General features: G+C 61.7%; 12 protein-coding genes. 4 read left to right on the top strand and 8 right to left on the bottom strand.

Translation table 11 applies throughout. The features are described 5' to 3' along the window. The first annotated feature begins 266 nt into the window (after positions 1 to 266). Entirely contained in the window at positions 267 to 1,085 is an 819-nt protein-coding gene (locus tag ACR0JC_RS10820; protein WP_170342728.1) for a bestrophin-like domain, read from the top strand. A 148-nt stretch (positions 1,086 to 1,233) separates the two neighbouring features. Here ACR0JC_RS10820 and mutT read toward each other — a convergent pair whose 3' ends face one another. From mutT to ACR0JC_RS10805, 3 genes are read right to left on the bottom strand one after another with little or no spacing between them, the layout of a single operon-like run. Continuing rightward, complete coding sequence (gene mutT, locus ACR0JC_RS10815) at positions 1,234 to 1,632, bottom strand: 8-oxo-dGTP diphosphatase MutT (protein ID WP_005979926.1); 399 nt, start codon at positions 1,630 to 1,632, stop codon at positions 1,234 to 1,236. Positions 1,633 to 1,687: 55 nt separating this feature from the next. Next, positions 1,688 to 2,914, bottom strand: a complete 1,227-nt coding sequence (argJ, locus tag ACR0JC_RS10810; protein WP_170342726.1) for a bifunctional glutamate N-acetyltransferase/amino-acid acetyltransferase ArgJ — start codon at positions 2,912 to 2,914, stop codon at positions 1,688 to 1,690. 6 nt (positions 2,915 to 2,920) lie between these two features. Further along, the gene (locus ACR0JC_RS10805) at positions 2,921 to 3,769 is read right to left on the bottom strand and encodes a peptidylprolyl isomerase (RefSeq protein ID WP_170342723.1); all 849 of its coding nucleotides are present in this window, start codon (positions 3,767 to 3,769) and stop codon (positions 2,921 to 2,923) included. Between the two features lie 176 nt (positions 3,770 to 3,945). Between ACR0JC_RS10805 and secA the strand changes: the two genes are divergently transcribed. The 3 genes from secA (at position 3,946) to ACR0JC_RS10790 (ending at position 9,250) form a co-directional block, all read left to right on the top strand. Next, a complete protein-coding gene (secA, locus tag ACR0JC_RS10800; RefSeq protein ID WP_170342721.1) occupies positions 3,946 to 6,651 on the top strand; it encodes a preprotein translocase subunit SecA in 2,706 nt (901 codons plus the stop codon). Between the two features lie 100 nt (positions 6,652 to 6,751). Further along, the gene (locus ACR0JC_RS10795; protein ID WP_170342719.1) at positions 6,752 to 7,669 is read left to right on the top strand and encodes a hypothetical protein; all 918 of its coding nucleotides are present in this window, start codon (positions 6,752 to 6,754) and stop codon (positions 7,667 to 7,669) included. Between the two features lie 24 nt (positions 7,670 to 7,693). Continuing rightward, positions 7,694 to 9,250 (top strand): phosphate ABC transporter substrate-binding/OmpA family protein, encoded by a 1,557-nt coding sequence (locus tag ACR0JC_RS10790; RefSeq protein ID WP_170342717.1) that lies wholly within the window; start codon positions 7,694 to 7,696, stop codon positions 9,248 to 9,250. A gap of 3 nt (positions 9,251 to 9,253) precedes the next feature. Here the strand turns inward: ACR0JC_RS10790 and radC are convergent, their stop codons facing one another. The 5 genes from radC to ACR0JC_RS10765 are packed head-to-tail and all read right to left on the bottom strand — an operon-like array spanning position 9,254 to position 13,108. Further along, entirely contained in the window at positions 9,254 to 10,009 is a 756-nt protein-coding gene (gene radC / locus ACR0JC_RS10785) for a RadC family protein (RefSeq protein ID WP_170342714.1), read from the bottom strand. Positions 10,010 to 10,045: 36 nt separating this feature from the next. Continuing rightward, positions 10,046 to 10,780 carry an ABC transporter permease gene (locus ACR0JC_RS10780; RefSeq protein WP_170342712.1) on the bottom strand — a complete coding sequence of 245 codons (735 nt, stop codon included), beginning with the start codon at positions 10,778 to 10,780 and terminating at the stop codon, positions 10,046 to 10,048. Further along, positions 10,777 to 11,505 carry an ABC transporter ATP-binding protein gene (locus tag ACR0JC_RS10775; RefSeq protein ID WP_480763932.1) on the bottom strand — a complete coding sequence of 243 codons (729 nt, stop codon included), beginning with the start codon at positions 11,503 to 11,505 and terminating at the stop codon, positions 10,777 to 10,779. The genes ACR0JC_RS10780 and ACR0JC_RS10775 overlap by 4 nt, the downstream gene beginning before the upstream one ends. Then, positions 11,502 to 12,176: a thiaminase II gene (tenA, locus tag ACR0JC_RS10770; protein WP_170342708.1), complete on the bottom strand. Its 675-nt coding sequence runs from the start codon at positions 12,174 to 12,176 to the stop codon at positions 11,502 to 11,504. The genes ACR0JC_RS10775 and tenA overlap by 4 nt, the downstream gene beginning before the upstream one ends. Continuing rightward, positions 12,173 to 13,108 (bottom strand): ABC transporter substrate-binding protein, encoded by a 936-nt coding sequence (locus ACR0JC_RS10765; protein ID WP_170529527.1) that lies wholly within the window; start codon positions 13,106 to 13,108, stop codon positions 12,173 to 12,175. The genes tenA and ACR0JC_RS10765 overlap by 4 nt, the downstream gene beginning before the upstream one ends. Positions 13,109 to 13,127: the final 19 nt, after the last annotated feature.

Here is a 13,127-nt window from a genome sequence, read left to right as displayed (position 1 = left end):
TCGTGATGTTTTCTCAATTCTTACGAATTGTAACAGGGATGCCGGGGTGATGTTCCGATTTGTACGTCTTGTACAAATCGGAACATCACGCTTCAAAAAAGAGCGGCGTGGGTTTGCATTCTGCTTCTACGCCGAAACGCTAAAGAGAATATGATAACGGTCGTATATGCAGAGCGTGATAAATGGCAGCTTCGAGCTCGAAGCTGACGTTTGTCCTCGGCGACCCAAAGTAGCAGTGTTTGCGATCGTACGTTTCCAATATAAAGTTGCTGGATGCTCATTCAAAAGTGGGTGTTGAGCGGCGAAAAAGTGATCGAAAGGTACGGACCTTGGCCTTTTCTAATGATCTGATACCCGTATTCTTGCTGTGTGTCGCATGCTTCACCCTCGTCACAACTTTGCTGTACCGCCTGATGTACGCCGTGATACACAACCGAATTGCCGACGAACACATCAAGATTCTTGATTGGGGCGCATTCAGAATATCAGTGATACACTCGCTGTTGCTGACACTTGGCTTTAGCGTAACTCGAGACGACTTCACCGAATTGAGATCTGTTGCCAACCAGCAGGCCATAGAAATAGAGCGAATTTATAAAGGCTTGGGTTGGTCGAGCGACCCGGAAGCTGCGATCATAAGAGCCAAAGTGGCGGAACTGGCAAACGTCTTAGTCAATGAGGAATGGCCCCTTCTCAGGAAAGGCGAGCTTTCGTTGGCAGCAGACGCGCTAATGCGTGAGATCGGTACTGGCTTGATACATCTGCGGTCAAACGCAAACGAACCGATTGCAGAAGACCTTCTTACCAGTCATCTGGTTGTGCAAGAGACCCGTGCCACTCTCAGTTTGAATGTCCTGTCTGGCCCAACCCGGCTATTCTGGACGATCGCTTCAGTCGGTTTTGTTTTTACTGCGATTTGTTTGCTAGCATACCCCTTGAGTAGTGCTTCTACGGCGGTGATGGCGATGTTTGCGGCATTGAACGGAGCAGTGCTTTTTGGAATCGTCGTTATGGGGAATCCATTCGAGCGGATTGTTAAAGTCACACCAGTTTCACTTGAAAAGGTGATCGAAAGATCATTTTGAGGGTTAGCCTGAACACAGCTTAGATAACCGCGTAGGGCGGTTTCGTTTGTTGTTTTTGGGCGGCTCAAGCCGCTTGCCGCGAATGTCGAGTTCGTCCCGCATACAAGACATCCAGACCTATCAACTCGAACGTCCTTGGCTTTGCGCCCTACAACCAATCCCGCAAAATCGGGATCAGTGGAACATCTGCCGCCGGCATCGGATAGTTGCGCAGATCGTTCGCGCGCACCCATTTCAGCGCCTGACCTTCTTTCGACTGCGGAATGCCCTGCCATTTGCGACAGGCAAACAGCGGCATCAGCAGATGGAAATCGTCATAGCTGTGGCTGGCAAAGGTCAGCGGCGCCAGGCACGAGGCCCAGGTGTCGATGCCAAGTTCCTCGTGCAATTCGCGGATCAGGGCGGCCTCGGGGGTTTCGCCCGGCTCGATCTTGCCGCCGGGAAATTCCCACAGCCCAGCCATGGCCTTGCCCTCCGGGCGCTGCGCCAGCAACACCCGCCCATCCACGTCGATCAAGGCGACGGCAGAGACGAGAACCGTTTTCATGGTCTCAATCCCGGACGCAAAACCGGGCTCCACTTTTGCTGGAATTGCTTTGATGTCACGACCGGTAATCCGCGTTGATCTCGATATACCCGTGGGTCAGATCGCAGGTCCAGACGGTGGCCTTACCCTCGCCCAGCCCCAGATCGACGGCGATCACCAGTTCCTGGCCCTTCATGTAGGCGGCGGCGTCTTCCTCGCGATAGGTCGGGCTGACCCAGCCTTTTTCGGCCACGAGAATATCGCCGAAGGAAATGCTGAGCGTGTCGCGGTCAGCTGCCGCGCCGGATTTGCCGATCGCCATGACGACGCGGCCCCAGTTCGGGTCCTCGCCGGCGATGGCGGTTTTCACGAGCGGTGAATTGGCGATGGCCATGCCGTGCACCTTGGCATCGGCGTCCGAGGCGGCGCCGGTCACGCGGATCTCGACGAATTTGGTGGCGCCTTCGCCGTCCTTCACCACCTGATGCGCCAGATCCAGCATCACCGATTCCAACGCCCGCGCGAAATCGGCATTGCCGGTAGCCTCCACGCCCGACGCGCCGGTCGCGCACAGCAGCAGGCTGTCCGAGGTCGAGGTGTCGCTGTCCACGGTGATGCAGTTGAAGGTCCGGTCGGTCTGCTCGGACAGCATCCGTTGCAACGCCGATTGGTCGATCTTCGCGTCGGTGAAGATATAAACCAGCATCGTCGCCATGTCGGGCGCGATCATGCCCGACCCTTTGGCAATCCCTGCAATAGAGACTGTTTTGCCGTCAATCTCGACCTGCGCACTGGCGCCTTTGGGGAAGGTGTCGGTGGTCATGATCGCCCGCGCGGCCTCTTCCAAGGCGTCGGCGCGCAGGCCGGCGGTCAGTTCGTCCAGCCCGGCCACGATCCGGTCATGCGGCAGCGGCTCGCCGATCACCCCGGTGGACGAGGTGAACACGCGGTTCTGCGCCACACCGGTCGCCTGCGCCACGGCTGCAGTGATCTGCTCGACTGAGGCCTGCCCGTACTGCCCGGTAAAGGCATTGGCGTTGCCCGAGTTCACCAGGATCGCCGCCGGCCCGTCGCTGGGCCCACCGATCTTGTCCTGGCAATCCAGCACCGGCGCCGCACGTGTGGCCGAACGGGTGAACACACCGGCCACCGCGGTGCCCGGGTCGAGCACCGCCAGCATCACGTCGGTGCGGCCCTGATACCGCACCCCGGCGGCGACGGTGGCGAACCGCACACCGTCGATGACCGGCAGATCAGGAAAGGCCGCAGGGGCCAGCGGAGACACCTTGGTGATCTTGGCCACTGGGATTTACTCCTGAACCAGGTCCAGCTTGCGGACCACATCCGGGGTCAGGCCCTCGACCTCGGGGCGCTCGACGCTGCCGGCTTGGGTCAGTTCGTCGATCTTGGCCTGAATGGCCTCCTGACGAACGGACTGGGCCAGTTCATCCCGCACCGCCGCAAACTCGGGCGCTTCGGATTTGCGTTTGTCGTTCAGGATCACGACATGCCACCCGAACTGGGTCTGCACCGGGTCCGAGACCTGGCCTTTTTCCAGCCCGATCACGGCCTGTTCGAACTCGGGCACCATCTGACCCTTGCCGAACCAGCCCAACGCGCCGCCATTGGGACCGGACGGGCCGGTGGATTTCTCCTTGGCCAGCTCGGCAAAATCGGCCCCGTCATCCAGTTGCGCCTTGATCTCTTTGGCCTCGTCCTCGGTCGCAACAAGGATGTGGCTGGCGTTGAACTCGTCCTCGCCTTGGAAGTCCGCGAACTGCGCGTCATAGGCGGCCTGGATCGCGTCGTCGGTCACCTGGGCATCGGTGATCTGGTTCACCGTCTGCACCGCCTTCAGCGAGCGCTCTTCGTTGGTCAGCATCAGAGCGTTCAGGCGGGTCAGCTCGTCCTGCTCCTGGCTGAGCAATTGTTGCTGGATCAGCTGCTCGACGATGAACTGGTACAGGACCTCGTCTTCCAACTGCTGATATTGCGGCGGCAGGCCAGCCGCAGTGGCAATCACGTGACCCAAAGTGATCTCGTCGCCGTTGACGCGCGCCACAACCGTATCGGCAGAGGGTTCGGTTTCAGCGGCGACAGGCAGGGCCATCATGGCCGCAAGAGCCAGCGATGGCAGAAAAGTGAGACCTTTGGGCATGAATTCATCCTATATTCTGGCCGCGACAGGGCGTGGCGTTGACACTCTGGAACCTGCCGCTTACATCGCTTGCAGCCTTTGACAGGACCATCTTTTCCTCCCAGCTATCTATGGGTTGCGCGCAAGGTGGGCAAGCCTGTCGCAACCAAGACAAGAAAAGATCCGCTGGAGTGAACATGCTGGGACTCGGTACGCTTGCCAAAAAGGTGTTCGGAACACCGAACGACCGCAAGATCAAGGCAACCCGCCCGCTGGTCGAAAAGATCAACGCGCTGGAGCCGGAGTTCGAAAAACTCTCGGATGACGATCTGAAAGCCAAGACCGAAGAGCTGCGCAAGCGGGCCAACGAGGGCGAGGGCCTGGATGACCTGCTGCCCGAGGCTTTCGCCAACGTTCGTGAGGGCGCCAAGCGCGCGCTGGGTCTGCGGGCCTTTGACGTGCAGCTCATGGGCGGCATCTTCCTGCATCAGGGCAATATCGCCGAGATGAAAACCGGCGAAGGCAAGACCCTGGTCGCCACCTTTCCCGCCTATCTGAACGCACTGACCGGAAAGGGCGTGCATGTCGTCACGGTCAACGAATATCTGGCAAAGCGTGACGCCGAATGGATGAGCAACGTGTTCGGCGCGTTGGGTATGACCACCGGCGTGATCTGGTCGGGCCAGCCCGATGCCGAGAAAAAAGCGGCCTATGCATGTGACATCACCTATGCCACCAACAACGAGCTGGGCTTCGACTATCTGCGCGACAACATGAAGGCGGATCTGAACGAGGTCTACCAGAAGCACCACAATTTCGCGATCGTGGACGAGGTCGACTCGATTCTGATCGACGAGGCGCGCACGCCGCTGATCATCTCGGGTCCATCTCAGGACCGGTCCGATCTGTACACGGCCATTGACGGTCTGATCCCGTCCCTGCAGGACGATCACTATACGATCGACGAGAAGTCCCGCAGCGTGACCTTCACCGATGAAGGCAACGAGTTCCTTGAAGAGCAGCTGCACGCCAGCGGCCTGCTGCCCGAGGGCCAGTCGCTGTACGACCCTGAAAGCACCACGGTGGTGCACCACGTCAACCAGGGCCTGCGTGCGCACAAGCTGTTCCAGCGGGACAAGGACTACATCGTCCGCGATGGAAACGTGGTTCTGATCGACGAATTCACCGGGCGCATGATGCCGGGCCGCCGTCTGTCCGAAGGCCTGCACCAAGCGATCGAAGCCAAGGAAGGCGCGCCGATCCAGCCCGAAAACGTGACTTTGGCCAGCGTGACTTTCCAGAACTATTTCCGCCTCTATGACAAGCTGGCCGGCATGACCGGTACCGCCCTGACGGAGGCCGAGGAATTCGCCGAGATCTACGGCCTGGGCGTGGTCGAAGTGCCGACCAACAAGCCGATCGCCCGCGCCGACGAGGACGATCAGGTCTATCGCACCGCGGCCGAGAAATACGCGGCCATGATCGAAGAGATCAAGAAAGCAAATGCCAAGGGCCAGCCGGTTCTGGTGGGCACCACCTCGATCGAGAAGTCCGAGATGCTCAGCGAGATGCTGACCAAGGAAGGCATCAAGCACAATGTCCTGAACGCGCGCCAGCACGAGCAGGAGGCCCAGATCGTGGCCGAGGCCGGACGTCTGGGCGCGGTAACCATCGCCACCAACATGGCCGGCCGCGGCACCGACATCCAGCTGGGCGGCAACGTGGAAATGAGCGTCATGCAGGCGCTGGCCGAGAACCCCGACGCCGACCCGGCCGAACTGCGCGCCCGGGAAGAGGCGCGCCATGCGGAAGAAAAGCAAAAGGTGCTTGAGGCTGGCGGTCTGTTCGTTCTGGCCTCGGAACGCCACGAAAGCCGCCGCATCGACAATCAGCTGCGCGGCCGTTCGGGCCGTCAGGGCGACCCGGGCCGCACCGTGTTCTTCCTCAGCCTGGAAGACGACCTGATGCGCATCTTCGGCTCGGAACGGCTGGACAAGGTTCTGACCACCCTGGGCATGAAAGAAGGCGAAGCGATCGTCCACCCTTGGGTGAACAAATCGCTCGAACGCGCGCAGGCCAAGGTCGAAGGCCGCAACTTCGACATGCGCAAGAACGTTCTCAAGTTCGACGACGTGATGAACGATCAGCGCAAGGTGATCTTCAACCAGCGACGCGAAATCATGTCGACCGACGATCTGTCCGAAATCGTTTCGGACATGCGCGAACAGGTCATCGACGATCTGATCGACCAGTACATGCCGCCCAAAACCTACGCCGACCAGTGGGACACCGACGGGCTGCACGCGACCCTCAAGGAAAAGCTGAACATTGATGTTCCGGTGCAAGAGTGGGCAGCCGAGGATGGGGTCGATGACGACGTGGTTCGCGAGCGCCTGATCAAGGCCACCGACGAGATGATGGCCCAGAAGGCCGCCGCCTTCGGCCCCGAGAACATGCGCAACATCGAAAAGCAGGTGCTGCTGCAGACCATCGACAGCAAGTGGCGCGAGCACTTGCTGACCCTGGAACATCTGCGCTCGGTCGTGGGCTTCCGCGGCTACGCCCAGCGCGATCCGCTGAACGAATACAAGACCGAAAGCTTCCAGCTGTTCGAGAACATGCTCGACAGCCTGCGTGAAACGGTTACCCAGCAACTGGCCCGCGTCCGCCCGCTGACCGAAGAAGAGCAGCGCGAGATGCTGGCACAGATGCAGGCGCAGCAGGCACAGATCAAGAAAGCCGCCGAACAGGCCGAAGCGGTAGCCGAGGCGCAGGCCTCGGGCGATGCGCGGCCCGGCTTTGTCGAGGACGACCCGTCAACCTGGGGTAATCCGTCGCGCAACGATCCCTGCCCCTGCGGATCCGGCAAGAAATTCAAGCACTGCCATGGTCGGCTTGCCTGATCCGGTCAGATTCCCGACATAATGAGTCCGCGTCGCGGCCACATATTGGCCGCGATTGTTAAGCAGTCTCCGACTCGCTCCTTCAACTGGGGAGGGTGTCTTGTTTGTAATACGGAACTACGTGACCACAGGTGGCACGGTCGCATGCGCCTTGGCCATCGGCTACCTGATGCAGAACGGACCGGCCTCGCAGCCGGACGTGCAGGAAACACGTCAAGCGATGATCCAGCCGTCTGGAGAAGGCACCGTGATTGCCGGGTTGGAAGGTATCGTTCTGACTTCGGCGTCGCCGAATGCGTCCACGGCCCCCGAACCCTCGGCCAAGGCTCCGCCCCGGGCTGAGCCTGCCGTTCCTCAGGCGCAGGTCAACTGCGATCTCCGGGCCCGCGCAATGGCGGCCCCCAACGCGACAGCACGTTTGACCCTGAAGGCCCCCTGCAACCCCGATGAAACCGTCGAGCTGCACCACAGCGGCATGACGTTCAGCGCCCGAACCGACAAGGACGGCCGTCTGGACCTGTCCATTCCCGCCCTGTCGGAATATGCCATTTTCCTGATCTCGTTCAAAAACCAGCGCGGCACTGTCGCCACCACTCACATTCCTGATTTTTCAGACTATGACCGGGTTGCGCTGCAATGGACGGGGGACACCGATTTGCAACTGCACGCGTTGGAGTTCGGTGCATCCTACGGCGAGGCCGGGCATGTCTGGTCGAACGCCAGCGGTTCCGGCACCGGGCAGGTTGTCCACTTTGGCATGGCCGGCGAGCGCAATGTCGAGATCTATTCGATCCCTCGCAACGCAGCCGACGCAAATGGCACCGTCGCCCTGAGCATCGAGGCCGAAGTGACTCCCCGGAATTGTGGGCAGGACCTGGATCTGCAAGCGCTCGAGTTGCTGGACGATCAAGGGCTGCGGTCGCGAGAGTTGTCGATCACCCTCCCGGCCTGCGACAGCGGACAGGACTTTCTGGTGTTGAATAATCTGTTCCAAGACCTGACAATCGCCGCAAAGTAACGGCAGGCAGGTCTACAGGTCTTTATGAAGTATCTTCACGCGACGATGACGGTGTTGTCGTTGATGGCTGGCGCTTCAGGCGCCCTCGCTCAGGACATCACGCTGACCTCGCATGACGGCAAGGTCGAGATCACCGGGAACCTGTTGGGGTTTGATGGTGAGTTCTACCGTGTGGACACCCAGTTCGGCGAACTGACGGTGGATGGATCCGGCGTCACCTGCGACGGTCCGGCTTGCCCCAACCTGATCGATTTTGTGGCCGAAGTGAACTTCTCTGGCGCATCGGTGATGGCCGAATCCCTACTTCCGGCGTTGATCGAAGGCTTTGCGCAACGAGAAAACCTGAACGTGCTAAGCGAAGGCACGGACCCTGCGCAGCTTGTCTTTGCCCTGACGCAGCCGGATCGGACCGCCCCTTTGGCGCGGTTTTTCCTGCGCGTTTCGGACACCGACCGCGGTTTTGCCGATCTGACCGCCGATCAGGCAGACATTGCTTTGGCGATGCGCGAAATCCGCCCGCAGGAGGCCGCGGCGGCGCAGGAAAACGGTCTGGGCGACCTGTCCCGACCGCGCCGGTCGCGGGTGGTGGCTCTTGGCGCGCTGGTGCCGGTGGTCTCATTGGACAATCCGATCCAGCAGATCTCGGTTTCGGACCTGGCGCGGGTCATAAATGGCGAGGTCGCCAACTGGGCACAGCTCGGTGGCCCGGATGCCCCCATCGCCGTTCATCTGCCGGATGTGACAACCGGTGTTGGTCAGGCCGTGCAAGACCAGGTGATGCAGCCAGCCGGTGTGCAGGCGCATGAGGACGTGATCCGCCACACCCGCAGCGCGGAACTGGCAGCAGCGGTTGCGCGCGATCCGTTCGCACTCGGTATCGTCAGCCACGCTGACCCGCAAAACGTGCGCAATCTGCCGCTGGCCGGCGGATGCGGTCACGCATTGCGCGCCACGCGCGCCGCCATCAAGACCGAGGACTATCCGCTGACCCTGCCGATGTTCCTGTATCTTCCACAGCGGCGCCTCCCGAAGATCGCCCGCCAGTTTCTGGCGTATGTCCAAAGCCCCGAGGCACAGATGGTCATCCGGCAAGCCGGTTTCGTCGACCAGTCCCACGAACTGGTACGTCTTGGGCTTCAGGGCGACCGGTTGGCCAACGCCATCACCTCGGGTGGGTCCGAGGTGGGTCTGGAAGAACTGCAACGGATGATCGAAACTTTGCGCCCGCTGTCGCGCCTGTCGGTGTCTTTCCGGTTCGAGCCGGGATCGTCGCGGCCAGACGCGCAGTCGCGATCGAACATCCTGCAAATGGCGCAGGCGCTTGAATCGGGCCAGTATGACGGGCGCAAACTGGTCTTCGTCGGTTTCAGTGACGGAGACGGTGCTGCGGAAACCAATGCCCGCATCGCCTTGCGGCGCGCACAGACAGTGCGGAACGCGATCCTTGCCGCGATCGAAACCGCCGTCCCCGAAACCGTCGAGATCGCCGTCGAAGGTTTCGGTGAAGCCATGCCCATGGCCTGCGACGACACGGAATGGGGCCGCAAGGCCAACCGTCGTGTCGAAGTCTGGGTGCGCTAGCGGTCAGAGATGACCTTCCGAGCGGAAGCTCAGCTCGGTCGATTTGCCGATGATCAGGTGGTCGTGCAAGGTCAGCCCCAGTGCGGCGCAGGCATCGTTGATGCGGTTGGTCATGTCGATATCCGACTGCGACGGGGTTGGATCACCCGACGGATGATTGTGCACCAGGATCAGCGCCGAGGCGTTCAGTTCCAGCGCGCGTTTGGCGACCTCGCGCGGGTAGACGGGTACGTGATCGACGGTGCCCTTGGCCTGCTCCTCATCCGCGATGAGCACGTTCTTGCGGTCCAGGAAGAACACGCGGAACTGCTCGATCTCGCGATGCGCCATGGTGGTGTGGCAATAATCCAGCAACGCGTCCCAGCTGGAAATCACATGCCGCTGCATCACCCGGGCGCGGGCCATGCGATGGGCGCAGGCCTCGAGGATCTTGAGGTCGGTGATGACCGTATCGCCCACGCCCTTGATCTGACGCAGGCGTTCCACAGGGGCGGTCAGCACCCGGTTGAAATCGCCGAATGTATCCAGCAGCAGCCGCGCCAGCGGTTTCACGTCCTGCCGGGGGATCGAGCGGAACAGGACCAGTTCCAGCAACTCGTAATCCGGCATCGCCCCGGCGCCGCCCGACATGAACCGTTCACGCAGGCGCTTGCGGTGGTCCTTGATATACGAGGGCAGCCGACCCGTGGGCAGCGGCGTCACCGGCGCTTCGTCAGTTTCGAACAGCGATGGGGCTTCGGCAAAAGCGTCCTTGGTCATGCGCCCATGATTGCCCCAGAATCGGTTTCCGAATGGTTAACGCGCCTCACCGGCCATGCGGGCCGTGGCGCGGCGCACGGCCAGATGCAGCAGGATCGAGAACACCCCCAGCGTCAGCATCGCAGCGAACATCAGGTCGGTCTTGGCGCGACCATTGGCCAGCAGCATCAGGTATCCCAGCCCCTGCGACGAGCCGACCCATTCGCCGATCACCGCCCCGATCGGGGCATAGACCGCCGCCAGCCGCATCCCCGAAGCCAGCGAGGGTAGCGCCGCCGGGATGCGGATATGCCACAACACGCTGCGCGGGCTGGCCTGCATGGTGCGGGCCAAGTCCAGATAGCCGGACGGCGTGCGCATCAGCCCGTCGAAAAACGACGAGGTGATGGGGAAATAGATGATCAGCACCGCCATCGCGACCTTGGACCACAGCCCATAGCCCAGCCACAGGGTCAGCAACGGTGCCAACGCAAAGACCGGCAGCGCCTGGGTGAACACCAGCATCGGCTGCACCAGCACCCGCGCGGCGCGGGAATTGGCCAGCTGCAGCGCGGTGACGACGCCCAGCACGGTGCCGCAGGCCAAACCGATCAGCACCTCGATTGCAGTGATCCAGGTGTGTTCGGCGATCAGCCAGCGGTTCTGCCACCAGGTCTCGGCCACCAATGCCGGGCCGGGCAGGATAAACTTCGGCAGGCCGGTCAGGGTGACGATCGCCTGCCAAATGGCCAGCGCAAACAACGTCGCGGCAAGGGCCGAGAGCGTCTTCATGCCACCTCCTCGCGCAGCAGTTTCAGCAGCGCCCCCTGCGTTTCCAGCGTCTCGAGATCGTCCACCTTCCGCGGGGCCGGTGCATGGGGCGGTTGGCATGGGGTCAGGCCGTGGCGCGTCATCACCATGATCGACTGACCAAGACGCGCGGCCTCGGCCGGATCGTGGGTGACCAGCAGCACGGTGCGACCCTGCAACGCTTCGGCGGCCAGGTCCTGCATGTCTGCACGGGTGCGCGCATCCAGCGCCGAGAACGGCTCGTCCAGCAGGATGATCGGCTTGTCTTCCATCAGGGTCCGGGCCAATGCCACCCGCTGACGCTGCCCGCCCGACAGTTCCGAGGGCTTCTTGGCCATGTGATCCTGCAGCCGCATCCGTTCGATCAACCGGGCGCGGCGGTCCTGATCGACCCGTTCGCCGCGCAGCCGCGCGCCCAGCGCCACGTTTTGCGCGACCGTGGCCCAAGGCAGCAGCAGATCATCCTGCGCCATGTAGGCCACACGCTCGGCCACCGGCAGCCCGTCGCTGGCGCGGATCTCGCCGGTGAACTCTGCCCTCGTCGCCAACCCGGCGATCAGGCGCAGAACCGTGGTCTTGCCGACCCCCGATCCGCCCAGCAGACAGGTCCACTGCCCGGCCTTCAGCGACAGGGTCAGCGGCGCGAACAGAGGCGCGCCGTCGATACTAGCCTGTCCGCTGATGGTCAGATCGGGGGGCGGGGTCATGGGGTCAGACCCATCTGCCAGAAATTCACCTCGAGCTCAGTCGCGGTGCGGAAGGTCTGGCACAGACGATCCCAACGCGGTGTGGTACGGAAATCCGCCCCAAGTCGCCGTATCAGAGCCGAATCCAGCAGTTCACCCACAGCCTGACAGGCTTCCTGATATTCACTGCTGGAATAGGCGTCGATCCAATCGCGATAGGTGTCCGAGGTGGCCTCGGACGGCAGCCGTGTGCCGATTTCCCCGTATCCCATCACGCAGGGCGCCAGCGCCGCCAGCAGATCCAGCAGATCACCGCTGTAGCCGGCCTCGAGTACATAGCGTGTATAGGCCAGGTTCTCGGGGCGTTCGGGCGTGGCGAACAGCTCGTCCTGGCTGATGCCCTCGGCCTCGCAAATGCCGATATGCAACTTCATCTCTTCGCTGATCAGACCGTTCACCGTGCGCGACGCGGCCAGCATCTCGGCATGGGTTTCCGATTTTACCACCGCCAGCGCCCAGGCGCGCGAGAAATGGATCAGGAACACGTAATCCTGCCGCAAATAATGCAGAAACGCCTCGCGCGGCAAGGTGCCGTCCTTCAGCCCCTCGACAAAGGCGTGGCGGGTATAGTCCCGCCACGGCCCCTGCGCCGCATCGCGCATCAGTGCGAAGGCTTTGCCATAGTCGCTCATTGCGCGGTCACGTCGATGGTGATGTCGCTGACCGGGTTGATGCTGTCGATCATGCCGGAGTCTTTCAGAAAGGCCTCGAACCGGGCATAGCGGCCGGCGTCAAAGCCTGCAGGGCGCAGCGCGAAACGCGGCAGCGTGTCGACCCAGGCGCGGGCGTTCAACTCGTCCTGCAGCTCGGGCGAGGTGGCGGCGAAGATCTCCCAGCTTTTTTCCGGATTGTTAACGATATACTGCGTGGCCTTCTCGGTGGCGGCCAGGAAGCGGGCAATCATGTCCTTGTCCATCGTTTCGGGGTTGGCCACATAGATCAGCTCGTCATAGGGCGGCACGCCTTCTTCCTCGATGTAGAAGCAGCGGCCCGGAACGCCTTCGATATCCATCTGGTTCAGTTCGAAATTACGGAAGGCGCCGATCACGGCGTCCACTTGCCCCGTCATCAGCGACGGCGACAGCGAGAAGTTTACGTTGATCATCTCGATATCGTCCAGCGACACGCCATGCGCGTTCAGCATCGCGGTCAGGATCGCCTCTTCGACGCCGGCGACCGAAAAGCCGATCTTCTTGCCCTTGAGGTCGGCCAGCGTCTTGATCGGGCCGTCCTCCAGCACCAGCAGGCAGTTCAGCGGCGTGGCGACCAGTGTGCCGACCCGTTTCAGCGGCAGGCCCTCGTGGATCTGCAGATGCAGCTGCGGCTGGTAGGACACGGCCAGATCGGCTTGACCAGCGGCCACAAGGCGCGGCGGAGCCGACGGATCGGCAGGCGGGACGATTTCGACCTCAAGTCCCTGTTCGGCGAAATAGCCGTTTTCCTGCGCCACGATGATCGGCCCGTGGTCGGGGTTCACGAACCAATCCAGCAGGACGGTCATCTTGTCCTGCGCCCAGGCGGGCGCGGCGGCCAGCAGGGCAAGGGCGGTGATCAGTTTCTTCATGGTCTGCGTTTCCTTTTGC

Source organism: Ruegeria sp. CH5 (genome assembly GCF_056537025.1).
This window is presented reverse-complemented; position numbering and strand designations above follow the sequence as displayed.

Excerpts from the sequence above, each read along its gene's own strand:
- secA (WP_170342721.1), top strand. The coding sequence starts at position 3,946 with ATGCTGGGACTCGGTACGCTTGCCAAAAAGGTGTTCGGAACACCGAAC.
- mutT (WP_005979926.1), bottom strand. The coding sequence starts at position 1,632 with ATGAAAACGGTTCTCGTCTCTGCCGTCGCCTTGATCGACGTGGATGGG.
- ACR0JC_RS10780 (WP_170342712.1), bottom strand. The coding sequence starts at position 10,780 with ATGAAGACGCTCTCGGCCCTTGCCGCGACGTTGTTTGCGCTGGCCATT.
- ACR0JC_RS10805 (WP_170342723.1), bottom strand. The coding sequence starts at position 3,769 with ATGCCCAAAGGTCTCACTTTTCTGCCATCGCTGGCTCTTGCGGCCATG.
- radC (WP_170342714.1), bottom strand. The coding sequence starts at position 10,009 with ATGACCAAGGACGCTTTTGCCGAAGCCCCATCGCTGTTCGAAACTGAC.
- tenA (WP_170342708.1), bottom strand. The coding sequence starts at position 12,176 with ATGAGCGACTATGGCAAAGCCTTCGCACTGATGCGCGATGCGGCGCAG.
- ACR0JC_RS10775 (WP_480763932.1), bottom strand. The coding sequence starts at position 11,505 with ATGACCCCGCCCCCCGATCTGACCATCAGCGGACAGGCTAGTATCGAC.
- ACR0JC_RS10765 (WP_170529527.1), bottom strand. The coding sequence starts at position 13,108 with ATGAAGAAACTGATCACCGCCCTTGCCCTGCTGGCCGCCGCGCCCGCC.
- ACR0JC_RS10790 (WP_170342717.1), top strand. The coding sequence starts at position 7,694 with ATGAAGTATCTTCACGCGACGATGACGGTGTTGTCGTTGATGGCTGGC.